The organism is Leucobacter chromiiresistens (assembly GCF_001477055.1).
GTDB classification, from domain to species: Bacteria; Actinomycetota; Actinomycetes; order Actinomycetales; family Microbacteriaceae; genus Leucobacter; species Leucobacter chromiiresistens_A.
This window is the reverse complement of sequence record NZ_LDRK01000018.1, coordinates 109,738-132,085: the sequence shown is the minus strand read 5'-3', so window position 1 is coordinate 132,085 and position 22,348 is coordinate 109,738. Positions and strand designations below refer to the sequence as shown.

Below are 22,348 nucleotides of genomic sequence, written 5' to 3'. Positions count from 1 at the left end.
GGCGACTGGGCGCCCTCAGAGGCGCGCCCAGAGAGGTTCGATAGTGTGAACGGGTATGAGGACGGAACCGGATCGCCGCGAGCGTGCGAGCCGCGCGCCGTCCGGGAGAGTCGAGTACTTCGACGTGCTGCGCTGCATCGCGATCCTCGCGGTCGTCATGATCCATGCCGCGATCACCGAGTGGCACGAGATTCCCGTCGAATCCGCGCGCTGGGACGAGCTGACCTGGATCAACAGCGCGCTGCGGTTCTCGGTCCCGATCTTCTTCATGATCTCGGGTGCACTGTTCCTCGATCCGGCGAAGCCCGTATCGCTCCGGGTCCTGTACCGGCGCCGCATTCCCCGGCTCCTCGTCGCGTACGCGGTGTGGTCCTCCGCGTACGCGGCGCTCGACGTGTACGGGCCGGGAGGCAGCGGCGATCTCGGGGACTTCGCGGCCGCCGCCGTCACCGGGCACTTCCACCTGTGGTTCCTCCTCGCGCTGATCGGGCTGAACATCGGCACGCCGATCCTGCGCAGGATCGCGGAGGATCGGCGTATCGCCTGGTACTTCGTCGCGCTCGCGGTGCCGTTCGCCGGAGTGCTGCCCCTCCTCACGGGGATCCCCGTGTTCGGCGAGCTGCTCGGGGATGTGCTCGGGTCCATGCGCTTCGACCTGGTGCTCGGCTACGCCGGGTACTTCCTGCTCGGCCATCTGCTGCACACCGCGACGCCGAGCCGCGGCGCGCTCGTGGGCTGGTCGGTCGCCGCGCTCGTCGGCATCGGCGTCACCTATGCGGGGACGAGCGCAGTCTCGCGCGACGCGGGGGCGACCGACGAGCGCTTCTTCGACTTCACGACCTTGAACGTCGCGGTGGTCTCGGTCGTCGTGTTCTGCGCCGCGAAGGCGTGGGGCGATGCGCACCGCCTCTCTCCGCGCTGGGGTCGTGCGATCGGCTTCGTCGCGGGCGCGTCGTTCGGGGTCTACCTCGTGCACCCGTTCTTCCTCTGGGCGCTGCGGCAGTACGGAATCTCCACGGAGATCGCGTCGCCGACGGTCGGCGTCGTACTCGTCACTCTGCTCGCCTGCGCGCTCAGCCTCATCGCGTCGGCGCTGCTGCGACTCGTGCCGCGCGTGCGCGGGGTGCTCGCCTGATGCCGGCGGCGCCGCGGGCGGAGTACGCTTGATGGGCGGCGAAAGGGGATTCAACCGTGTCTGATTCCGACGGATTCGTTCATCTGCACGTCCACAGCGAGTACTCGATGCTCGACGGCGCCGCGCGCGTGGGGCCGCTCATGGAGGCGGCCGCCGCGCAGCAGATGCCGGCGATCGCGGTCACGGACCACGGCAACACCTTCGGCGCGTTCGACTTCTGGAAGCAGGCGAAGGACCACGGGCTCAACCCCATCATCGGGATCGAGGCCTATCTCACGCCGGGCACCCATCGATCGGACAAGACGCGCGTGCGCTGGGGCGACGGCGGGGGCGACGACGTATCGGGCGCCGGCGCATACACGCACATGACGATGCTCTCCGAGACGACGCAGGGCATGCACAATCTGTTCCGGCTCTCCAGCTACTCCTCGCTCGAGGGCTACTACTTCAAGCCGCGCATGGACCGCGAGCTGCTGCAGACCTACGGAGCCGGGATCATCGCGACCACCGGGTGCCCCTCCGGCGAGATTCAGACCCGTCTCCGGCTCGGGCAGTACCAGGAGGCGCGTCAGGCGGCCGCGGAGTTCCAGGACATCTTCGGCAAGGAGAACTTCTTCTGCGAGCTGATGGACCACGGGCTCGAGATCGAACGGCGCGTGCAGACCGACCTGATCAAGATCGCGCGCGATCTGTCGATCCCGCTCGTCGCGACGAACGACTTGCACTACGTGCACGAGTCGGATGCCGAAGCCCACTCCGCGCTGCTCTGCGTGCAATCGGGCTCCCGCCTCGACGACCCGAACCGGTTCCAGTTCAGCGGGTCCGGGTACTACCTGAAGACAGCCGCGGAGATGCGCCACATCTTCCGCGACTTCCCGGAGGCGTGCGACAACACGCTGCTCATCGCCGAGCGGTGCGACGTCGAATTCAACACGTCCGCGAACTACATGCCGAGGTTCCCGGTGCCCCAGGGCGAGACCGAGGACAGCTGGTTCGTGAAGGAGGTCGAGGCGGGGCTGCACTACCGCTACCCCTCCGGCATTCCCGACGCGGTTCGCAAGCAGGCCGAGTACGAGATCGGCGTCATCACGCAGATGGGATTTCCCGGGTACTTCCTCGTCGTCGCCGACTTCATCAACTGGTCGAAGAACAACGGCATCCGCGTCGGCCCCGGGCGAGGCTCGGGAGCGGGATCCATGGTGGCGTACGCGATGCGCATCACCGACCTCGACCCGCTCCAGCACGGCCTCATCTTCGAGCGCTTCCTGAACCCGGACCGCGTCTCGATGCCCGACTTCGACGTCGACTTCGATGATCGCCGCCGCGGCGAGGTCATCAAGTACGTGACCGAGAAGTACGGCGACGAGCGCGTCGCGCAGATCGTCACCTACGGAACCATCAAATCGAAGCAGGCGCTGAAGGATGCCTCCCGCGTGCTGGGATTCCCGTTCGGAATGGGGGAGAAGCTCACCAAGGCGATGCCGCCCGCAGTGATGGCGAAGGACATCCCGCTCTCCGGCATCACCGACGAGAAGCACCCGCGCTACAAGGAGGCCGCGGAGTTCCGCGCCGTGCTGCAGACCGACCCCGAGGCGAAGACGGTGTACGACACGGCGCTCGGTCTCGAAGGCCTGAAGCGGCAATGGGGCGTGCACGCCGCCGGGGTCATCATGTCGAGCGATCCGCTCATCGACATCATCCCGCTGCAGAAGCGCGAGCAGGACGGCCAGATCGTCACGCAGTTCGACTATCCGACCTGCGAGGGTCTCGGCCTCATCAAGATGGACTTCCTCGGGCTGCGCAACCTCACGATCATCTCCGATGCGCTCGAGAACGTGCGGCTGAACCGCGGCGAGGAGCTCGATCTCGAGCGGTTGGAACTCGACGACGCCGCCTCGTACGAGCTGCTCGCCCGCGGCGACACCCTCGGCGTCTTCCAGCTCGACGGCGGCCCCATGCGCGGCCTGCTCCGGCTGATGAAGCCCGACAACTTCGAAGACATCTCGGCAGTGCTCGCGCTGTACCGTCCGGGACCCATGGGCGCAGATTCGCACACGAACTACGCCCTGCGCAAGAACGGGCTCCAGCCGATCACCCCCATCCACCCCGAACTCGAGGAACCGCTGCAGGACATCCTGTCGACCACCTACGGCCTCATCATCTACCAGGAGCAGGTGATGTCGATCGCGCAGCGCGTGGCCGGGTTCTCCCTGGGCCAGGCGGACATTCTGCGACGTGCGATGGGCAAGAAGAAGAAGTCGGAGCTCGACAAGCAGTACGCGGGCTTCTCCGGCGGCATGCGGGATCGCGGCTTCTCCGATGCCGCGATCAAGGCGCTCTGGGACATCCTGCTGCCCTTCTCGGACTACGCGTTCAACAAGGCGCACTCTGCGGCCTACGGCGTAGTGAGCTACTGGACCGCGTACTTGAAGGCGCACTACCCGGCCGAGTACATGGCCGCGCTGCTCACGAGCGTCGGGGATTCGAAGGACAAGCTCGCGATCTACCTCAACGAGTGCCGGCGCATGGGCATCAAGGTGCTTCCGCCCGCCGTCAACGAGTCGTTCGCGAACTTCTCCGCGGTGGGGAGCGACATCCGGTTCGGGCTCGGCGCGATCCGCAACGTCGGCACGCACGTCGTCGACGCGGTGCGCGAGGCGCGCGAGGCCAAGGGGCGCTTCGAGTCGTTCCACGACTACCTGAAGAAGGTGTCGCTCTCCGCGTTGAACAAGCGCACCACCGAATCGCTCATCAAGGCGGGCGCCTTCGACGGACTGGGCGGCACGCGCCGAGCGCTCGTCGAGATCCACGAGTCGGCCATCGAGAGCGCGGTGAAGGAGAAGCGCGACGCCGAGAACGGCAATGTCGGGTTCGACTTCGACAGCCTCTTCGCCGAGGCGGCCGAAGCGCAGGGCGGACCCGCGGAAGCGGTGTCGCAGGTGCCGGACCGCCCTGAATGGACGAAGAAGGACAAGCTCTCATTCGAGCGGGAGATGCTCGGCCTCTACGTCTCCGACCATCCGCTGCGCGGGCTGGACGCCGCGCTCGCCAAGGAGGCCAGCGCGACGGTGCAGCAGATCACCAACCCGGACGCGACGTCGAGCTTCGACGGCGAGATCGTCACGGTCGCCGGTCTGCTGACGAGCGTGCAGCATCGCACCGCAAAATCGGGCAACCTCTACGGAATGGTCACGATCGAGGACTTCACGGGCGAGGTGCAGGCGCTCTTCATGGGCAAGTCGTATCAGGAGTTCGGCAGCCTGCTGCAGCCCGACAGCGTGGTCGCCCTGCGCGGCAAGCTGAACGCGCGCGACGACGGCATGTCGATGCACGCGTACGGGGTGAAGCCCATCGACGTCTCCGCTCAGGAGGACGCGTCGACGCTCACGATCACCTTCGCCGATGCCCGAGCCACGGAGAAGCTGATGGAAGAGCTCAAGGACACGCTCTCCCGCCACCGCGGCGACAGCGAGGTGAGGATCAACCTCATGACGTCCACGGCGATCCGCGTGTTCGAACTCCCGCAGCAGGTGCGCATCTCGGCTGATCTGTTCGGCGAGCTGAAGGGGCTGCTCGGCCCCCGATGCCTCCTCCCCGTCGAGGATCTCGTGTAACCCCGTCGCAACGCGGGCGGAGTAGGGTGGGCCTATGAGTGAGACGCAGCAGCAGATCATCCGAGCCCTTGATGTCAGCGCCGATATCGTTCCCGACCGCGAGGTCGAGCGCCGCGTCGCCTTCCTGGTGGAGTATGCGCGCGCCGTTCCCGGCTCCCGGGGGTTCGTGCTCGGGATCTCGGGCGGACAGGATTCGTCGCTCGCCGGCCGGCTCGCCCAGCTCGCCGTCGAGCGGCTCCGTGCGGAGGGGCGGGAGGCGACGTTCGTCGCCGTGCGCCTGCCGCACGGGGTGCAGCACGACGAGGACGACGCCCGGCTCGCACTGTCGTTCATCCAGCCCGACGAGACCGTGACGGTGGACATCGAACCTGCGACGACGGCGATGGCGGACGCGGTCGCCTCGGCGGGTCTCCCGATCACGGACTTCAATCGGGGCAACGTCAAGGCGCGCATGCGCATGATCGCGCAGTACGCGATCGCGGGCGACCGCGGCCTGCTGGTGATCGGCACCGATCACGCGGCGGAGGCGGTGACGGGCTTCTTCACGAAGTTCGGCGACGGCGCAGCCGACGTGGTGCCGCTCGGCGGGCTCACCAAGAGTCAGGGCGCCGCGATGCTGCAGGAACTGGGGGCGCCGGAGCGGTTGTGGCAGAAGGTTCCCACTGCGGACCTGCTCGACGATGAACCGGGGCAGTCGGACGAGTCGAGTCTCGGCGTGACGTACCGCGAGATCGACGCCTACCTCACCGGGAACACGATCGGGGACGAATCCGTTGAGAACCTCGAGCGCCGGTACCGCGCGACGGAGCACAAGCGCCGTCCTCCCGTTGCTCCGGGCGACGAGTGGTGGGTGCCGGCAGAAGGGGAGTCATGACTACTACGTACGTACTCGCAGGGGGCTGCTTCTGGTGCCTGGACGCGGCTTACCGCGCGCTGAACGGGGTCACGGAGGTGCTCTCGTGCTATACGGGGGGCGACACCGCGCGGCCGAGCTACGAGCAGGTCTGCACCGGCCGCACGGGTCACGCAGAGGCGGTCGCCGTGACCTTCGATCCCGAGATCATTCCGTCGGATGTGATCTTGGACGCGTTCTTCACCATGCACGACCCCACGCAGCTGAACCGTCAGGGCAACGACGTGGGCACCCAGTACCGTTCGGCGATGTTCCCGGCGGACGACGCTCAGCGCGAGGCGTTCGAGGCCGCCCGCGCACGGGCGGGCGAGCTCTGGCCGGGGGAGGTCGTCACGACGATCGAACCGCTGGGCGAGGTGTTCCCGGCGGAGGACTACCACCAGGATTTCTTCGCCAAGAACCCGACGCAGGGCTACTGCCTCGCGGTGGCCGTGCCGAAGGTGAACAAGGTGCGCGCGTCGTTCTCGCAGTATCTGCGTTAAGCAGCCGACCGCAGCGCGTTCGCGCCTGAGGCGGGAGCCCCGGCATCTGATTCGGTGTCGGGGCTCTGCTGGGCCCCCGGCTCGGATGCCTCACCCGGCCAGCCGTGCGGCGTCGCGCTGGAAACGGCTGCTGCGAGCTCCTCGCGGCGGTCGCTGGTCTCCGGATCGGGGTTGTCGCCCGTTTCGGGCTCGGCGGGCGTTCGCTTGCTGAAGGCGGTGACGCCCCAGCGCAGGTCGTGCCCGATCGCGTCGGCTTCGATCTCGACGCTGGTGCCCGACTTCTCGTCGGTCTCCCACCTGCGCACGCGGAGGCGGCCGTGCACGACGACCCGCTGCCCTTTCTGGAAGGACGCGCCGGCGTGCGACGCCAGGCTGCGGAAGGCGTTGACCGTGAACCAGTTGGTCTCGCCATCGACCCACTGGTTCTGCTCGCGGTCGAACCTGCGGTCGGTGCTGGCGAGGCGGAGCGTGCAGAATGTCGCCTTCCCTGGTGCGCTGATGGTGCGCGGATCGGTGGCGATCGTGCCGATGACGGTGACAGTGGTGGACATGGTGCGCTCCTTCGCTGAGCCCTGAGGGCGGGGATGGGGTGATCGGGCGGACCGTGCCGTGCGGAGTCCGATCCGCCCGTTCGCCTTCAGCCTGCCCCGGCGAGCCTGTCGCGCCGTGGCGGAAGCAGCGATCTGTGGAGCGATGCGCGGGTCACCGCCGGAAGTGAAACTGTGAGCGAGTATCGGGCGTCCGAAGTCGGAGTGCGTACACTGGGGCCGTGCCTGTTGCCTCGATCTCCCGCCGTCGTCCCGCCGCGCTCGCGTGCCTCGCCCTCGGTCTCAGCACTGCACTGCTGAGCGGCTGCGCCCTGCTCGAGGGCCCGCAGCCGGAGACCCCGGAGCGCACCGAGGCCCCCGCGCCCGAGACCGCGCCGGAGTTCGTTCCCGGCGGCACCGCCGAGGAGAATCTGCCGTACTTCACCGAGGTGCTGCGCGTCTTCAGCGCGGGGACGGAGCCCGTGCAGGGCGCCCCGATCGTGCAGGCGGTGGCCGACGCCGGATTCGATCGTGCGGCGATGCAGGTCAGCTTCGACCAGAGCAAGACCAACCTGCCGGCCGACAACATCTTCGTGTCCGTGCGCATCGGATCCGACTGCCTCATCGGGCAGGTCGTGGCAGAGGACCGCAGTTTCGTGGCGCGGAACGAGCCGGCCGTCGGACCGGCGGGCGACATCTGCCTCATCGGCGAGACGGCGCCGATCGGCTGAGGTCCGCGCCGGCGCGGTAGAGTGGTGGCGATCCGCAACCCACCATTCCAATAAGGGAGTTCGGGGCGCCTGTGCGCCCGAGTGTGTATATGGCTGAGTACATTTACCAGATGGTCCGCGCGCGCAAGGCGCACGGCGACAAGGTGATTCTCGACGACGTCACCATGGCGTTCTTGCCCGGCGCGAAGATCGGCGTCGTCGGCCCGAACGGCGCCGGAAAGTCGACGATCCTGAAGATCATGGCGGGGCTCGACACGCCGTCGAACGGCGAGGCTCACCTCACCCCGGGGTACTCCGTGGGCATCCTGATGCAGGAGCCCGAGCTCGACGAGAATGCCACGGTGCTCGAGAACGTGCAGCAGGGCGTCGCCGAGATCAAGGGCAAGCTCGACCGGTTCAACGAGATCTCGCTCGAGATGGCCGATCCCGACGCCGACTACGACAAGCTGCTCCCGGAGATGGGGGAGCTGCAGGAGGCCATCGACGCCGTCGACGGCTGGGACCTCGACAGCCAGCTCGAACAGGCGATGGATGCCCTCCGCTGCCCGCCGGCCGACGCGATCGTCTCGCACCTCTCCGGCGGCGAGAAGCGCCGCGTCGCGCTCTGCAAGCTGCTGCTCGAGAAGCCCGACCTGCTGCTCCTCGACGAGCCCACGAACCACCTCGACGCCGAGAGCGTGCTCTGGCTCGAGCAGCACCTCGCGAAGTACCCCGGCGCCGTCATGGCCGTGACGCACGACCGTTACTTCCTCGACCACGTCGCGACGTGGATCTGCGAGGTCGATCGCGGTCGGCTCTACCCCTACGAGGGCAACTACTCGACGTACCTCGAGCAGAAGGCCGCGCGCCTCGAGGTGCAGGGCAAGAAGGACCAGAAGCTCCAGAAGCGCCTCAAGGAGGAGCTGGAGTGGGTGCGCACCAACGCGAAGGGACGCCAGGCGAAGTCGAAGGCGCGTCTCGCCCGGTACGAGGAGATGGCGACGGAGGCCGAGCGCACGCGGAAGCTCGACTTCGAGGAGATCCAGATCCCCGCCGGCCCGCGCCTCGGCAACGTGGTGCTCGAGGCGAAGAACCTCAACAAGGGCTTCGACGGCCGCACGCTGATCGACGGACTCTCCTTCTCGCTGCCGCGCAACGGCATCGTCGGCATCATCGGACCGAACGGCGTGGGTAAGACGACGCTGTTCAAGACGATCGTCGGCATCGAGCCCCTCGACGGCGGCGAGCTGAAGATCGGCGAGACGGTCAAGCTGAGCTACGTCGACCAGACGCGCGGCGGCATCGATCCGAAGAAGACCGTCTGGGAGGTCGTCTCCGAGGGTCTCGACTACATGAAGGTCGGCAACGTCGAGATCCCGTCGCGCGCGTACGTCTCCACGTTCGGGTTCAAGGGGCCGGATCAGCAGAAGCCCGCCGGGGTGCTCTCGGGCGGTGAGCGCAACCGTCTGAACCTCGCGCTGACGCTGAAGCAGGGCGGCAACCTGCTGCTGCTCGACGAGCCGACCAACGACCTCGACGTCGAGACGCTCACCAGCCTCGAGAACGCTCTGCTCGAGTTCCCCGGTTGCGCGGTGGTCATCACGCACGACCGGTGGTTCCTGGACCGGATCGCCACGCACATCCTCGCCTACGAGGGAACCGAGGAGGAACCCGCGAACTGGTACTGGTACGAGGGCAACTTCGAGGCCTACGAGGCGAACAAGATCGAGCGCCTGGGCGTGGAGGCGGCGAAGCCCTCCCGCGTCACCTACCGGAAGCTCACGCGCGACTAGTCGACGAGCGAGGAGGGCGCCGCCGGCCCGGCGCCCTCCTCGCCGCCGCCCGATCGGCGGCGCACACGAGAGGAGGCGGAATGGCACGCGCCCGCATCGACATGGAGCTGCGCTGGGCCGACCAGGACGCGTACGGCCACGTGAACAACGTCGCCTTCGCGCGCTTCCTCGAGGAGGCCCGGGTGCGAACGTTCTGGCTCGGCTCCGGCCGGGAGCGCACCGGCATGGAGCGGCACTTCCGCAGCGATGATCCGCACGGGCCGAAGATGCTCGTCGCGGGTCAGCAGATCGAGTACCTCCGGGTGCTCGAGTACTCCGAGCACCCGATCACCGTGGAGCTCTGGATCGGGCGGCTCGGAGGATCGAGCCTGGAGGTGCACTACGAGGTCGTGGACGGCGCCGCCGCCGACCGCTCGGTGGTGGCCCGCGCCATCTCGCACATCGTGATCGTCGACGGGGAGACGCTGCGGCCGATCCGCCTCTCGGATGCGGGCCGCGCCTCGGTCGGCGAGTGGACGGATGCGCCGCTGGAGCTGCGCCGCACCTGAGCGCGGCTGCGAGCCGTGCGCCCGCTACGCGTCCTGCTGCGGGATCGCGGGGAGCCGCATCATGCTCTCCTGAGCGACCGTCGCGACGTGGACGCCGTCGCGGTCGTAGAAGCGGCCGCGGGCGAGGCCCCGCCCGCCCTGGGAAGTCGGGGAGTCGAGCTCGTAGAGCAGCCACTCGTCCACGCGGAACGGTCGATGGAACCACATCGCGTGATCGAGGCTGGCCGCCCGCATTCCCGGCGTCGCCCAGGGGAGGCCGTGCCGACGCGCCACGGGCTCGAGCAGCAGGTAGTCGCTGCCGAAGGCGAGCGCCGCGGCGTTGAGCAGCGGAGAGGCGTCGAACGCCTCCCGGCTCCGCATCCAGACGCGCTGCCGGGAGGTGCGCTCGGCCACCTGCAGAATGATGTCGGATTCGACGTAGCGGAAGTCGAAGGGGCGGTCGAGCACCCACGACGCACGACCATTGCCCGAGAGATGCCCGTACTTGTCCCACACCGTCGGCAGCGACTCGGGGTCGGGGATCCCGGAGAGGTCGAGCCGCTCCTGATGCTCGAGCCCGGGGTCGTCGGTCTGGAACGACGCGATCATCGACATCCGCGCTTCGCCGTGCTGGTAGGCCTGCACTCGGCGGGTGGAGAAGGATCGGCCGTCGTGCAGGCGATCCACCTCGAAGGTCATGCTGGCATCGGCATCGCCGGGGCGCAGGAAGTAGCCGTGCATCGAGTGGATCTCGCGGTCGCGCGGCGCGGTGCTCCCGGCTGCCGCGATCGCCTGCCCGAGCACCTGCCCGCCGAAGGAGCGGCCGTGCGGCGTGGGCAGCGGCGGGCCGATGAGGATGTCCTCGCGCGTGCGCGCTCCCGAGTCGATGACGGTGAGCATGTCCAGGAGACCTTGCGACGCGGTCATGGATCCTCCGTTGTCGGCGCGATGTGAATCGGTGCCCTCAGTCTATGCGCCGGTGCGCGTCTGCTGCGTCGCTGCGCTCCGCCGCTCCGCATCGCTGCGCATCACTGCGCTCCGCGTCGCTGCGCTCCGCCGCTCCGCATCGCCCGGCGGATCTCCGGCCGGTAGACTCGGGCGTCATGCCCGTGACGCTTGAGCTCTCCGACGCCGCCACGCGAGACGATCTCCGCGTCTTCCTCGAACGTCTGCTGCGCGCCGGACAGCCGGACGTGCGCATGGTGTCGCGGGGGCGCGCACTCGCGGTGTACGGGTGCGTGCAGGCTCCGCGGGGCATCACGGACTCCGTGCCCGTCGTGCTCGTGATGCGGGCCTTCGGGCTCGCCGAGGATCCGGGTGCGCCCGTCGACGCGACCGTGCCGGGCCGTGCCCTGCTCGATCGCATCGCGCGGTTGGGATTCTCCGGTCGACGGCTCGACCTGCCGGATGCGAGCGCGCTGGCGGCCTGGGCGGGTGTGCTGCCGCCGACCTCCGGGTGGATGCCGCAGGGCGCCCTGGACGGGCCGTCGCTCGGCTCGGTCGCGGCGGAGGGGATCGAGCGCGTCGCCGCACTGCTCCCGGCCGACCCGGGTGAGGCGGTCGTGCATCGCGTGCGCGCATCGGTCTGGGGGCTGGAGATGGCGCCCGGAATTCCGGCGGCCGCCGCCTTCGCCGCCGAGGCCATGGGCTTCCTGAAGGATGCGCCGACCGTCGAGGTCGCCCGGTCGCTGACCTGGGTGCGGCTGCGCACCCCGCGCGGGCATGTGCTCGTGCGATCTCTGCTCGGCTGAGGGGTGCGCCCAGCGAAGCGCCGAAACCTCGGGTAGGATGGGACGGTCAACTAGAGGAGTGTGTACATGGCCAATCCCAACGGCATCATCGACCCGCCCATCGACGATCTGCTCGAGAAGGTCGATTCGAAGTACGCCTTGGTGGTCTTCGCCTCGCAGCGTGCACGTCAGATCAACGATTACTACACGGATCTGCACGACGGCAACCTGTTCGACAACGTCGGCCCGCTGGTCGATTCGTCCGTCGACGACAAGCCGCTGTCGATCGCGCTGCACGAGATCGTCGAGGGCAAGCTCACGATGACGCGTCGCGACGCAGAGGCGAGCGCGCCGGACGAGCTCGAGGAAGTGTAATCTTCAGCTGCATTCACGAGCAGTGTCGGTGGCGTCGGATACCCTGAACAGGGTCCGGCGCCACCGCTGTTTCCGGCTCCATCCGTCCGCCGTCAGCCTTTACCTTGAGGAGCACCGTGCCGCTTCGCCAGTTCACGTCAGAGTCCGTCACCGAGGGCCATCCCGACAAGATTTGCGATCGCATCTCCGACACCATCCTCGACGCGATGCTCGCGCAGGATCCGGGGGCGCGGGTGGCGGTGGAGACGCTCGTGACCACGGGGCTCGTGCACGTCGCGGGCGAGGTCTCGACCACGGGGTACGTCGAGATCCCGCAGCTGGTGCGCGAGGCGGTGCGCGACATCGGGTACACCAGCTCGGAGATGGGCTTCGACGCGTCGTCGTGCGGCGTGTCGGTGTCGATCGGCCAGCAGTCGCCGGACATCGCCGGCGGCGTGGACACGTCGCTGGAGGTGCGCAGCGGCGCCGACGCGGATGATGCGCTGAACCAGCAGGGCGCGGGCGACCAGGGCATCATGTTCGGCTTCGCTACGGACGAGACGCCCGAGCTGCACCCCCTCCCGAGCTGGGTCGCCCATCGACTCGCGGAGCGGCTCACGGAGGTGCGCAAGAGCGGCGAGCTGCCCGAGCTGCGGCCCGACGGCAAGACGCAGGTCACCATCGGCTACGACGGAGACCGCGCAGCCAGCGTCGAGGCCATCGTCGTGTCGACGCAGCACCACGCGGGCATGTCGCAGCCTGCGCTGCGCGAGGCCGTCGAGCGGCTCGTGATCCGCCCGGTGCTCGAGCGCGTGGAGCTCTCCAGCGCGGCTGCCGAGCTCTTCATCAACCCGGCCGGTCCCTTCGTCGTCGGAGGCCCCATGGGAGATGCCGGGCTCACGGGGCGCAAGATCATCATCGACACCTACGGCGGGGCGAGCCGGCACGGCGGGGGTGCCTTCAGCGGCAAGGACCCCTCGAAGGTCGATCGTTCGGCGGCGTACGCGATGCGCTGGGTCGCCAAGCACGTAGTACGGGCCGGGCTCGCCTCCCGCGCGGAGCTGCAGGTGGCGTACGCCATCGGGCGCGCCCACCCGGTCGGGTTGTACGTCGAGACGTTCGGTACCGAGACCGTCCCTCTCGACCGCATCGAGCGCGCAGTGCGCGAGGTCTTCGACCTGCGCCCGCTGGCGATCATCCGAGATCTCGATCTGCTGCGGCCCGTCTACGCGCGCACGAGCGCCTACGGTCACTTCGGCCGCGAACTGCCCGAGTTCACCTGGGAGTCGACCCCCCGCGTCGCCGAGCTGCGGGCCGCCGCGGGCCTGTAGGCGCGCGGCATGCCCGATCCGAGCGCGCCGGCCGCGCCGTTCGCGCCCGCTTCGCCCTTCACGAGCGCCGAGGCGGCGAACGGCCGCCCCGTCGCGAAGATCCTCCTCGACTCGGCGCTTCCGCAGCTCGACCACCTGTTCGACTACGCGATACCGCCCGAACTGGCGGACGACATCCGCGTCGGTCAGCGCGTCCGCGTGCCGTTCCGCTCCAAGGAGCGGAAGACGTTCGGGTACGTGATCGGGTTCGCCGAGCGCAGCGATTTCGGCGGTGAGCTCTCGCCGATCGCCGACCTCGTGACGCTCGTCCCGCTGCTCTCGGCTCCGGTGTGGCGCCTCGCACGAGCGGTCGCCGACCGGGCGGGCGGATCGGCAGGAGACATCCTCCGCCTCGCGATTCCGGCGCGCCAGGTGCGCGTCGAGAAGCAGCACCTCGCCGCGGCCGCTGCCCGGGAGCAGTCCGCCGAGGCTGAGAACGCCGCCGAGGCCGAGGGCGCCGCCGAGTCCGAGGGTGCCGCCGCGCCGGAGGAAGATGCCACACCGGAGGCCTTGGAGGCCCTGCAGGAGGGCGCCGAAGCCGACATCGCCGCCCAGCTCATCGCCGGCTCCCGGCTCGCGCTCACAGCATCCCACGGACCCGACCGCCTGCACACGGGCGAATGGGTCGGCGGCTGGGCCGCGCAGTTGGCGCGCATCGCGATCGCGGTGCACGCGCTCGGGCGCAGTGCGATCCTCGTCGCCCCCGACTACCGAGACCTCGATCAGCTGCGCGATGCACTCGCTGCGCTCGGGCACGACGACATCGTGCGCGTCGACTCGCGCCAGTCGAACGCCGAGCGCTACGCCGGGTTCCTCCGCGCGCGAGACCTGGAACCGCGCATCATCCTCGGCAACCGGTCGGCGGTCTACGCGCCGGCCCACGCCCTCGGCGCGATCATCATATGGGACGACGGCGACCCCGTGCTCGCCGAGCCGCTCTCGCCCTACGTGCACGCGCGCGATGCGGCGCTGGTGCGCGCCGAGCAGGAATCGGCTGGGCTGTTCTTCGCGGCGCACGCGCGGAGCGCCGAGGTGCAGCGCCTCGTCGACCTGGGCTACGTGCGCGCGCAGCGCAACCCGCCCCGACGGGCGCGGGTCGTGCACGCCGACGCGGCGCTCGCCCCCGACGCGTTCGCGGGCCGGGTTCCCGAGTTCGCGGCGCGGACGATCCGGGAGGGGCTGCGCACCGGACCGGTGCTCGTGCAGGTCGCCACGCCCGGGTACGCGCCCGTCGCCGTCTGCGAGGACTGCGGCGACCTCGCCCGGTGCGGCTTCTGCAACGGGCCGATCGGCTTCCGCGTGATCGGCCGCGCCTCCTGCCGCTGGTGCGGCGAGTACGCGAGCGACTGGCACTGCCGCACCTGCGACGGCACCCGCCTCGTCGAACGCGGCATGGGATCCGGGCGCACCGTCGAGCAGTTCGAGCGGCAGTTCGAGGGGGCGCGGGTGCTGCTGAGCGACGGCGAGCATCCGCGCGAGCGCGTCGACGCCCGACCCGCGATCGTGGTCGCCACCCGCGGCGCCGAGCCGCTTGCGGCGGGCGGCTACCGTGCGGTGGTGCTGCTCGACGCGGAGCGCCTGCTCAGCATCGAGACGCTGCGCGCCGGCGAGGACTGCCTGCGCTGGTGGGAGAACGCCGCGGCGCTGACGGCGCCCGACGGCCTCTGCCTGATGGCATCCGGAGGCGGGCCGGTGGTGCGGGCGTTCGTCACGGGGCGCGTGGAGGAGTGGCTGCACGACGAGCTGCGCGACCGCCACGCCCTGAGGTACCCGCCGGCGGTGCGCGTGGCGAGCGTCAGCGGAGGGCCCGATGAGGTCGAACGGGCCCTGCAGCAGCTCGCGTCGATCCCCGGCGTCGATCACCTCGGCCCCACGCCGCTGCCGTCCGGCGGCCCCGCGCGCACCCCGTCGGGACTCGTGCGTGCGATCGTGCGGTTCGACTACGGCCACGGAGCGGAGGTCGCGAGCCGCCTCCGCGGCGCGCTCGTGGCCGACGCGGCCGGATCGGCGTCGCGTGCGCGCGGCCGGGGGCCGGGGCGCGCCCGACCCGAGGCGCTCAAGCTCCGCTTCGACGACCGGGGCGTCTTCGACGGGTGACGCTGCCCCGGCCGCCGCGGGGAGCTGCGGGAGCATGGGAGAATGGCGGGATGCGGATCGTCTTTGCCGGAACCCCCGAGTTCGCCGTGCCCAGCCTCGCAGCGCTCCGCGACGCGGGCCACGAGATCGCGGGTGTGATCACCCGCGAGGACGCGCCGCTCGGACGCAAGCGCGTGCTCACGCCGTCACCCGTCGCGGTCGCCGCCGAGGCGCTCAGCATCCCGGTGCTCCGCGCGAATCGGCTCGATGAGACGGCGACGGCGTGGGTGCGGGAGCTCCACGCGGACCTCGGGGTGATCGTCGCCTACGGCGGGCTCGTGCGCGAGCCGCTCCTGAGCCTGCCGAAGCTCGGCTGGATCAACCTGCACTTCTCCGAGCTGCCCCGGTGGCGCGGCGCCGCCCCGGTGCAGCGGGCGCTCGAAGCCGGCGAGCAGCGCCTCGGAGTCACCGTGTTCCGTCTGGTCCCGGCACTCGACGCCGGGGACGTGCTCGCGCGGGACGCGCGCGAGTTCGCCGAGGGCACCCCGGCGGGGGATGCGCTCACCGAGCTCGCGTCGTTCGGCACGGCGGCTCTCACGAGCGCCGTGGCGGCCCTCGACCGAGACCCGGGGGCGGGGGAGGCGCAAGCAGGCGAGGCGACGTACGCCCGGAAGCTCTCCCGGGACGACGGCCGCCTGCGGCTCGGCGGCGGCAGCCGCTCGGTGCTCGCGCAGTGGGCCGGTATGACTCCGGAGCCCGGAGCGTATGCGCTGCATGAGCACGCCCCGCTGAAAGTGCTCGAACTGCGGGCGGTGCCCGAGGACTCGGGCGAAGCCCGCACGGGCGCGTCTGCTGCGGGCGCCGCGGAGGGCGTCGGCGCGGTGTCGCTGCAAGACGGCCGCGCGATGCTCGCGCTGCACGACGGGGCCCTCGAGCTCGTGCGCGTGCAACCGGCGGGGAAGGCGGCCATGGACGGCGTCGCCTGGCTGCGCGGACGCGGCGGCAGCGCGGTGCTCGCATGAGCGGCAGCGCGCGCGGCGCACGAGCCGACGGGCAGCGCCGCCCCGGCGGCGGGAGGATCTCGCCCGCCCGCCTCGTGGCGTACGAGGTGCTGCAAGATGTCGAGGAGCGTGATTCCTACGCGAACCTCGCACTGCCCGGTCGCATTCGGGACGCGGGGCTCGACGCCCGCGATGCCGGCCTCGCCACCGAGCTCGCGGCCGGAGCGCTGCGCTGGCGCGGTCGGTACGACCGCATCATCGAACTTTCCGCGGGGCGCGAGATCGAACGCATCGACGCGCGCACGCGCACGGTGCTGCGGTTGGGTGCTCATCAGCTGCTCGGCATGCGCACGGCCGCGCACGCCGCGGTGAACGAGAGCGTCGAGCTGCAGCGGCGCGTGGGCAACCGCGCGGCAGCCGGGTTCGTGAACGGGGTGCTGCGGAGCATCGGCCGCGCATCGAACGACGAGTGGGACGCTCGGATCGCCGACGCCGCGACGAGCGCGAACGACGCGCGCGCGGCACTCGCGTCGCACCCGACGTGGATCATCCGGGCACTGCAGGACGCGCTGCGCGCGGAGGGGCGGGAGGCCGAGCTGGACGCACTGCTCGCTGCCGACAACGACGCCCCGCGCGTCAGCCTCGCGATCCTGCCCGGCGCAGGCGTCTCCGTCGCGGCGGCGGCACTGGCCGCAGCCGAGTCGGGTGCGACCGCCACCGGCCCCTCCCCGCTCGGGGTGGAGATCGGCGCGGGCGATCCCGCGCGTGCGATCACAGCCAGCGGTGCCCGCCCCGGCTACGCGCGCGTGCAGGATCAGGGATCGCAGCTCGCCGCGCTGGCGCTCACGCGCGTGCGTCCGGTGCGCCGCGGGGAGCGGTGGCTCGACCTCTGCGCCGGCCCGGGAGGCAAGACGGCGGTGCTCGGCGCTGAGGCGCTCGCTGCGGGGGCGCGCGTGCGCGCGAACGAGGTCTCCGAGCATCGCGCTGAGCTGGTGCAGAGGTCGGTGAGCGGCGTCGCGGACGCCGTCGAGGTGGTCTCCTTCGACGGCAGGAGCGATGACGCCTACGGCGGGGAGGCGTTCGACCGCATTCTCGTGGACGCCCCGTGCTCCGGCCTCGGCGCGCTGCGGCGCCGCCCCGAGGCGCGCTGGCGCAAGCAGCCGTCCGATCTTCCCGAGCTGACCCGTCTGCAGGCGGAGCTGCTGCGGCAGGCGACCGCGCACCTGGCGCCGGGGGGAGTGCTCGCCTACGTCACCTGCTCGCCGCACCTCGCGGAGACCCGCGTCACGCTGGATCGCCTGCTCCGAGACCACCCCGAGCTGCGCGAGATCGACGCGCGAGCGGTGGTGGGCGAAGTCGCGCGCTCGGAGATCGATCTCGGCGGCGCGTCGCTGAGCGTGCAGCTCTGGCCCCACCGGCACGGCACCGACGCGATGTTCATCGCGCTCGTGGAACGGCGGGCGACCGGCGCCTAGTCTGGTGGATGTCGGAGGCCGGGCTTACCCTGTCAGCATGGACGAACATCCCGGGTCGGAGCCGGCGCCGCCTCCGATCGCACCGACGCCTCCGCCAGGAGGAATGCGCACCTTCCTGCACGTGCTCGTGAACACCGCGGTGGCCAACCTCACGACGAACTTCCTCTGGTTCGCCGTCGTGTTCTGGGTGTACCTCGAGACGCGCAGCATTCTCGCGACGGGCGTACTCGGCGCGGTGTACATGATCCTCATCGCCGTGTGCTCGATGTGGTTCGGGTCGCTCGTCGACCGCATGCGCAAGCAGCGGGTCATGCTCGTCTCCGCCACCGCGTCGCTCGTGGCGTTCGTCACGGGGTGCGTGATCTTCTTCGGCGTGCCGCAGAGCGAGCTCCTCAGGCTCGATCGCCCCTGGTTCTGGCTGTTCACGCTCATCGTGCTCGCCGGGTGCGTCGTCGAGCTGCTCCGCAACCTCGCGCTGGCCACGACCGTGACGCTGCTCGTCCCGACGGAACGGCACGCGAACGCGAACGGGCTCGTCGGCACGGTGCAGGGCCTCGCGTTCATCGCCACGAGCGTCTTCAGCGGGCTCTCGGTCGGGCTGCTCGGCATGGGCGGCACGATCATCATCGCCACCGTGTTCGTGGGGGCGCCGATCCTCCACCTGCTCGCCCTCCGCATTCCGGAGCCCGCGATCGTGCACGACCCGAACCGGAGCGCCGTCGACTTCCGCGGCGGCATGACCGCGATGCTCGCGGTCCCCGGCCTGATCGCCCTCGTGTTCTTCTCGACGCTCAACAACCTCTCCGGCGGCGTGTTCATGGCGCTGCTCGACCCGTACGGGCTCGAACTGTTCCCGGTCGAGGTGTGGGGCGTCGTGTTCGGCATCGCCTCGACGGGGTTCATCGTCGGCGGCGCCGTCGTTGCGAAATGGGGCTTGGGGCGGAACCCGATCCGCACGATGCTCGTGCTCGCCGGTCTGCTCGGCGTGCTCGGCATGGTGTTCACCGTGCGCGACTGGCCGTGGCTGTTCATCGCCGGGATCTGGTTGTTCATGGCGATGATGCCCGCGGTGGAGGCGGCGGAGCAGACCGTCATCCAGAAGGTCGTCCCGTTCGAGAAGCAGGGGCGTGTCTTCGGGCTCGCGATGACCTTCGAGGCGGCCGCGGCGCCGATCACCTCGCTGCTGATCGCCCCCATCGCGGAGTTCTGGGTCGTGCCGTACATGGAGCAGCCCGCCGGAGCCGCGCAGTGGGGCTGGCTGCTCGGGGAGGGGGAGAGCCGCGGCATCGCGCTCATCTTCGTGTGGGCCGGAGCGGCGATGGTGCTGGTCGCCGCGGGCGCCTTCGGCACGCGCGCATACCGGGTGCTCTCCCGGAGCTACGCCGACGCGCCCGCGTCGCCCGCGCCCGCGTCGCCCGCGCCCGCGTCGCCGGTCTCGCCGGCCCCGGCGTCCGACGAGACCTCCGCGACGCCGTAGGCTGTCCTCCGTGACCGAGCAGCGCATCAACCCGAGCATCCTGTCCGCCGACTTCGTCAACCTGCAGTCCGAACTCGAGGCGATCCGCACCGCCGACCTGGTGCACGTCGACGTCATGGACAACCACTTCGTGCCGAACCTCACCATGGGTCCGCCCATCGTCGAGCGCATCCAGGCGGTCTCGCCGGTGCCGCTCGACGTCCACCTCATGATCGCCGACGCCGATCGCTGGGCGCCCGGCTACGCCGAACTCGGCGCCTACTCCGTGACGTTCCACGCCGAGGCGGCGGCCGACCCCGTAGCCGTCGCGCGCGCCCTCCGCGAACGCGGTGCGCGCGCCGGCATCGCGCTCAAGCCGGGCACGGCGGCTGAGCCGTACCTCGAACTGCTGCCCGAATTCGATCAGGTGCTCGTGATGACGGTCGAGCCCGGCTTCGGCGGGCAGGCCTTCATGCCCGACATGATGCCGAAACTGCGGCGTTTCGCCGAGGCCCGGGCACGGCACGGGCTCGACGTCTGGCTGCAGGTCGACGGCGGCATCACCGCTGACACGATCGGCATCGCGGCCGAGGCGGGAGCCGACACCTTCGTCGCGGGCTCCGCCGTCTACTCGGGAGTGCCCGAAGAGCGCATCGCCGACCTCCGACGGGCGGCCGCGGCGCACGCGCACTGAGCCGGCCGGCGCCCCCGCGATCCGGAGCCCGCGCGAAACCCGCTAGGCTGTTCACGTGAAATCGTTCGAAGCGCTCTTCTCCGAGCTCAGCGAGAAGGCCGCCGCGCGCCCCGCAGGCAGCGACACGGTCGCCCGCCTCGACGCGGGCGTGCACACGATCGGCAAGAAGATCGTCGAAGAGGCCGCCGAGGTGTGGATGGCCGCCGAGCACGAATCCGACGAGGCGTGCGCGGAGGAGATCAGCCAGCTGCTCTACCACCTGCAGGTGCTCATGCTCGCGAAGGGCATGACGCTCGAAGACGTCTACGCGCATCTGTAGCATCGGCGCGCCGGTCTCCCCGCGCGTCGATGCTCGCCGCTGATCTCACTCACTGGCCGGCTGCCCGGCCGCACGGAAGGACTTCCCGCACCATGCTCCGCATCGCTGTTCCCAACAAGGGATCGCTCTCCGACACCGCCGCCGAGATGCTGGCCGAAGCCGGCTACTCGGGCCGCCGCGACAGCCGCAAGCTCGTGCACACCGACGCCCGCAACCAGGTGGAGTTCTTCTACCTGCGCCCGAAGGACATCGCGACGTACGTCGGTTCGGGCGCCCTCGACGTCGGCATCACGGGCCGCGATCTGCTGCTCGACTCCGGCTCGGCGGCGCGCGAGATCGCGGCACTCGACTTCGGCGACTCCACCTTCCGATTCGCGGCCCCGGCGGGGAGCGGCTTCGCCGAACTCGCCGACCTCTCGGGCAAGCGCGTCGCCACGAGCTACCCCAAGCTCGTCGACGACTTCCTCCGCGCCCGCGGCGTCGAGGCCGAGCACGTGAAGCTCGACGGCGCAGTGGAATCGGCCGTGCAGCTCGGCGTCGCCGACGCGGTGGCCGACGTCGTGTCGACCGGCGCCACCCTCCGCGCGGCGGGCCTCGAGATCTTCGGGCCGGTTATCCTCGAATCGACCGCGGTGCTCATCGGCGGGCCCAACTCGCACCCCGACATCGACCGCCTGCTGCGACGCCTGCAGGGCGTGCTCGTGGCGCGCAAGTACGTGCTCATGGACTACGACCTCCCGGTCGAGCAGCTTGAGGCGGCCTCGCGGGTCGCCGGCGGCATGGAGTCGCCGACCGTCTCGCCGCTGCACGACGAGCGGTGGGTCGCGGTGCGCGTCATGGTTCCCGCCGACGACGCGAACGAGATCATGGACCGTCTCTACGACCTGGGCGCCCGCGCGATCCTCGTGACCGCGATTCACGCGGCGCGACTCTGAGGGGGACGGCATGTCGATCGCAACCCGCGTCATCCCCTGCCTCGACGTGTCGGGCGGGCGCGTCGTCAAGGGCGTCAACTTCCTGAATCTGCGCGACGCGGGCGACCCGGTCGAGCTCGCGGCGCGGTACGCGGCCCAGGGGGCGGATGAGCTGACCTTCCTCGACGTCACCGCAACGGTCGACGACCGCTCCACCACGTACGACGTCGTGCGCCGCACCGCGGAGCAGGTGTTCATCCCGCTGACGGTCGGCGGCGGCGTGCGCGGGCCGGAGGACGTCGCGAGGCTCCTCGGGGTCGGCGCCGACAAGATCGGGATCAACAGCGGTGCGATCGCCCGCCCCGCGGTGATCGGCGAGATCGCCGACCGGTTCGGCGCCCAGGTCCTCGTGCTCTCCCTGGATGTGAAGCGCAGTCCGCGCACGCCGTCGGGCTTCGTCGTCACGACGCACGGCGGCAAGCGGGAGACCGACCTCGACGCGCTGGAGTGGTGCCGCGAGGCGGTCGATCGGGGCGCCGGCGAGCTGCTCGTGAACTCGATGGACGCCGACGGCACGCTCGCGGGCTTCGACCTGGAGCTCATGGCGCTCGTCCGAGAGATCTCGCCGGTGCCGATCATCGCCTCCGGCGGTGCGGGGCGCCTGGAGCACTTCGCGCCCGCGGTCGACGCGGGCGCCGATGCGGTGCTTGCGGCGTCGGTGTTCCACGACGGCACGTTCACAATCGGCGAGGTCAAGTCGGCGCTCGCCGAGGCGGGCTGCAGCGTGCGCACCGCCATCGCGGGGGAGGAGTCGTGAGCGGCGTCGATCCGGTGCCGAGCGAACTCGCGAGCGGCCCCGATCCGGTGCCGGGCGACCTCGTCTTCGCGAACGACGGCCTGCTGCCCGCGATCATCCAGGACGACGATTCCGGCGACGTGCTGATGCTCGCCTGGATGGATCGCGAGGCGGTGCGACGCACGCTGACCTCGGGCCGCGTCACGTTCTGGTCGCGATCGCGCCAGGAGTACTGGAGGAAGGGCGACACCTCGGGCCACCGGCAGTACGTGCGCGGCGTGCAGATGGACTGCGACGGGGACACGCTGCTCGTGCGGGTCGTGCAGATCGGGGCGGCGTGCCACACCGGCACCCGCACCTGCTTCACCGACCGCGACATCGCTGCCCTCGTCGGGGATCCCGAGGCGGATGCCTGATGCGGCCCGGCGACGCAGCTCCGCGTCGGAGGTCCGCGATAGGCTG

The 22,348-nt window shown here is 70.4% G+C and carries 21 protein-coding genes; 19 read left to right on the top strand and 2 right to left on the bottom strand.

What is annotated here, in order from left to right; all coding sequences use genetic code 11:
• Window positions 1-55 precede the first annotated feature (55 nt).
• From NS354_RS04275 to msrA, 4 genes are all read left to right on the top strand, one after another.
• Window positions 56-1,135 (top strand): acyltransferase, encoded by a 1,080-nt coding sequence (locus NS354_RS04275; protein WP_058593352.1) that lies wholly within the window; start codon window positions 56-58, stop codon window positions 1,133-1,135.
• 107 nt (window positions 1,136-1,242) lie between these two features.
• Window positions 1,243-4,749 carry a DNA polymerase III subunit alpha gene (gene dnaE, locus NS354_RS04270; RefSeq protein WP_058593396.1) on the top strand — a complete coding sequence of 1,169 codons (3,507 nt, stop codon included), beginning with the start codon at window positions 1,243-1,245 and terminating at the stop codon, window positions 4,747-4,749.
• A 34-nt stretch (window positions 4,750-4,783) separates the two neighbouring features.
• Window positions 4,784-5,623: an ammonia-dependent NAD(+) synthetase gene (gene nadE, locus NS354_RS04265; RefSeq protein WP_058593351.1), complete on the top strand. Its 840-nt coding sequence runs from the start codon at window positions 4,784-4,786 to the stop codon at window positions 5,621-5,623.
• On the top strand, window positions 5,620-6,144 hold the full coding sequence (msrA, locus tag NS354_RS04260) for a peptide-methionine (S)-S-oxide reductase MsrA (RefSeq protein ID WP_058593350.1): 525 nt from the start codon (window positions 5,620-5,622) through the stop codon (window positions 6,142-6,144). The genes nadE and msrA overlap by 4 nt, the downstream gene beginning before the upstream one ends.
• Here the strand turns inward: msrA and ssb are convergent.
• Window positions 6,141-6,695, bottom strand: coding sequence for a single-stranded DNA-binding protein (gene ssb, locus NS354_RS04255; protein WP_058593349.1), 555 nt, complete (start codon window positions 6,693-6,695; stop codon window positions 6,141-6,143). The two genes, msrA and ssb, sit on opposite strands and share 4 nt — an antisense overlap.
• A 218-nt stretch (window positions 6,696-6,913) precedes the next feature.
• Here ssb and NS354_RS04250 point away from each other — a divergent pair, with 218 nt between their 5' ends.
• From NS354_RS04250 to NS354_RS04240, 3 genes are all read left to right on the top strand, one after another.
• The gene (locus tag NS354_RS04250) at window positions 6,914-7,402 is read left to right on the top strand and encodes a DUF6993 domain-containing protein (protein WP_058593348.1); all 489 of its coding nucleotides are present in this window, start codon (window positions 6,914-6,916) and stop codon (window positions 7,400-7,402) included.
• Between the two features lie 89 nt (window positions 7,403-7,491).
• Window positions 7,492-9,174 carry an energy-dependent translational throttle protein EttA gene (gene ettA, locus NS354_RS04245; RefSeq protein WP_058593347.1) on the top strand — a complete coding sequence of 561 codons (1,683 nt, stop codon included), beginning with the start codon at window positions 7,492-7,494 and terminating at the stop codon, window positions 9,172-9,174.
• A gap of 80 nt (window positions 9,175-9,254) precedes the next feature.
• Window positions 9,255-9,722, top strand: coding sequence for an acyl-CoA thioesterase (locus tag NS354_RS04240; RefSeq protein WP_058593346.1), 468 nt, complete (start codon window positions 9,255-9,257; stop codon window positions 9,720-9,722).
• Window positions 9,723-9,746: 24 nt separating this feature from the next.
• Here NS354_RS04240 and NS354_RS04235 read toward each other — a convergent pair whose 3' ends face one another.
• Complete coding sequence (locus NS354_RS04235; RefSeq protein ID WP_058593345.1) at window positions 9,747-10,628, bottom strand: acyl-CoA thioesterase; 882 nt, start codon at window positions 10,626-10,628, stop codon at window positions 9,747-9,749.
• Window positions 10,629-10,804: 176 nt separating this feature from the next.
• On the opposite strand from NS354_RS04235, the gene NS354_RS04230 reads away from it, so the two are divergent.
• The 12 genes from NS354_RS04230 to hisI all read left to right on the top strand — a co-directional run bounded on the left by NS354_RS04230 (window position 10,805) and on the right by hisI (window position 22,302).
• Window positions 10,805-11,452 (top strand): hypothetical protein, encoded by a 648-nt coding sequence (locus NS354_RS04230; protein ID WP_058593344.1) that lies wholly within the window; start codon window positions 10,805-10,807, stop codon window positions 11,450-11,452.
• A gap of 66 nt (window positions 11,453-11,518) precedes the next feature.
• Window positions 11,519-11,806: a DNA-directed RNA polymerase subunit omega gene (rpoZ, locus tag NS354_RS04225; protein WP_058593343.1), complete on the top strand. Its 288-nt coding sequence runs from the start codon at window positions 11,519-11,521 to the stop codon at window positions 11,804-11,806.
• Between the two features lie 116 nt (window positions 11,807-11,922).
• Window positions 11,923-13,116, top strand: a complete 1,194-nt coding sequence (metK, locus tag NS354_RS04220) for a methionine adenosyltransferase (RefSeq protein ID WP_058593342.1) — start codon at window positions 11,923-11,925, stop codon at window positions 13,114-13,116.
• 9 nt (window positions 13,117-13,125) lie between these two features.
• Window positions 13,126-15,252 (top strand): hypothetical protein, encoded by a 2,127-nt coding sequence (locus NS354_RS04215; protein ID WP_058593341.1) that lies wholly within the window; start codon window positions 13,126-13,128, stop codon window positions 15,250-15,252.
• Between the two features lie 50 nt (window positions 15,253-15,302).
• A complete protein-coding gene (locus tag NS354_RS04210; RefSeq protein WP_058593340.1) occupies window positions 15,303-16,253 on the top strand; it encodes a methionyl-tRNA formyltransferase in 951 nt (316 codons plus the stop codon).
• The gene (locus tag NS354_RS04205; RefSeq protein ID WP_082677884.1) at window positions 16,250-17,707 is read left to right on the top strand and encodes an RsmB/NOP family class I SAM-dependent RNA methyltransferase; all 1,458 of its coding nucleotides are present in this window, start codon (window positions 16,250-16,252) and stop codon (window positions 17,705-17,707) included. Before NS354_RS04210 ends, NS354_RS04205 begins: the two co-directional genes overlap by 4 nt.
• A 103-nt stretch (window positions 17,708-17,810) precedes the next feature.
• On the top strand, window positions 17,811-19,184 hold the full coding sequence (locus NS354_RS04200; RefSeq protein ID WP_058593339.1) for an MFS transporter: 1,374 nt from the start codon (window positions 17,811-17,813) through the stop codon (window positions 19,182-19,184).
• 10 nt (window positions 19,185-19,194) lie between these two features.
• Window positions 19,195-19,857, top strand: a complete 663-nt coding sequence (gene rpe, locus NS354_RS04195) for a ribulose-phosphate 3-epimerase (protein WP_058593338.1) — start codon at window positions 19,195-19,197, stop codon at window positions 19,855-19,857.
• Window positions 19,858-19,912: 55 nt separating this feature from the next.
• Complete coding sequence (locus NS354_RS04190; protein ID WP_010157329.1) at window positions 19,913-20,176, top strand: phosphoribosyl-ATP diphosphatase; 264 nt, start codon at window positions 19,913-19,915, stop codon at window positions 20,174-20,176.
• A 92-nt stretch (window positions 20,177-20,268) separates the two neighbouring features.
• A complete protein-coding gene (gene hisG, locus NS354_RS04185) occupies window positions 20,269-21,111 on the top strand; it encodes an ATP phosphoribosyltransferase (protein ID WP_058593337.1) in 843 nt (280 codons plus the stop codon).
• Between the two features lie 10 nt (window positions 21,112-21,121).
• Complete coding sequence (hisF, locus tag NS354_RS04180; RefSeq protein WP_058593336.1) at window positions 21,122-21,907, top strand: imidazole glycerol phosphate synthase subunit HisF; 786 nt, start codon at window positions 21,122-21,124, stop codon at window positions 21,905-21,907.
• A complete protein-coding gene (gene hisI / locus NS354_RS04175; protein ID WP_058593335.1) occupies window positions 21,904-22,302 on the top strand; it encodes a phosphoribosyl-AMP cyclohydrolase in 399 nt (132 codons plus the stop codon). Before hisF ends, hisI begins: the two co-directional genes overlap by 4 nt.
• Window positions 22,303-22,348: the final 46 nt, after the last annotated feature.

Coding starts and splice junctions, on each gene's coding strand:
- NS354_RS04210 (WP_058593340.1), top strand. CDS start 15,303: ATGCGGATCGTCTTTGCCGGAACCCCCGAGTTCGCCGTGCCCAGCCTC.
- ssb (WP_058593349.1), bottom strand. CDS start 6,695: ATGTCCACCACTGTCACCGTCATCGGCACGATCGCCACCGATCCGCGC.
- dnaE (WP_058593396.1), top strand. CDS start 1,243: ATGCTCGACGGCGCCGCGCGCGTGGGGCCGCTCATGGAGGCGGCCGCC.
- hisF (WP_058593336.1), top strand. CDS start 21,122: ATGTCGATCGCAACCCGCGTCATCCCCTGCCTCGACGTGTCGGGCGGG.
- nadE (WP_058593351.1), top strand. CDS start 4,784: ATGAGTGAGACGCAGCAGCAGATCATCCGAGCCCTTGATGTCAGCGCC.
- NS354_RS04215 (WP_058593341.1), top strand. CDS start 13,126: ATGCCCGATCCGAGCGCGCCGGCCGCGCCGTTCGCGCCCGCTTCGCCC.
- msrA (WP_058593350.1), top strand. CDS start 5,620: ATGACTACTACGTACGTACTCGCAGGGGGCTGCTTCTGGTGCCTGGAC.
- hisG (WP_058593337.1), top strand. CDS start 20,269: ATGCTCCGCATCGCTGTTCCCAACAAGGGATCGCTCTCCGACACCGCC.
- NS354_RS04230 (WP_058593344.1), top strand. CDS start 10,805: ATGCCCGTGACGCTTGAGCTCTCCGACGCCGCCACGCGAGACGATCTC.
- ettA (WP_058593347.1), top strand. CDS start 7,492: ATGGCTGAGTACATTTACCAGATGGTCCGCGCGCGCAAGGCGCACGGC.
- NS354_RS04275 (WP_058593352.1), top strand. CDS start 56: ATGAGGACGGAACCGGATCGCCGCGAGCGTGCGAGCCGCGCGCCGTCC.
- NS354_RS04205 (WP_082677884.1), top strand. CDS start 16,250: ATGAGCGGCAGCGCGCGCGGCGCACGAGCCGACGGGCAGCGCCGCCCC.
- NS354_RS04235 (WP_058593345.1), bottom strand. CDS start 10,628: ATGACCGCGTCGCAAGGTCTCCTGGACATGCTCACCGTCATCGACTCG.
- NS354_RS04240 (WP_058593346.1), top strand. CDS start 9,255: ATGGCACGCGCCCGCATCGACATGGAGCTGCGCTGGGCCGACCAGGAC.
- rpoZ (WP_058593343.1), top strand. CDS start 11,519: ATGGCCAATCCCAACGGCATCATCGACCCGCCCATCGACGATCTGCTC.
- NS354_RS04200 (WP_058593339.1), top strand. CDS start 17,811: ATGCGCACCTTCCTGCACGTGCTCGTGAACACCGCGGTGGCCAACCTC.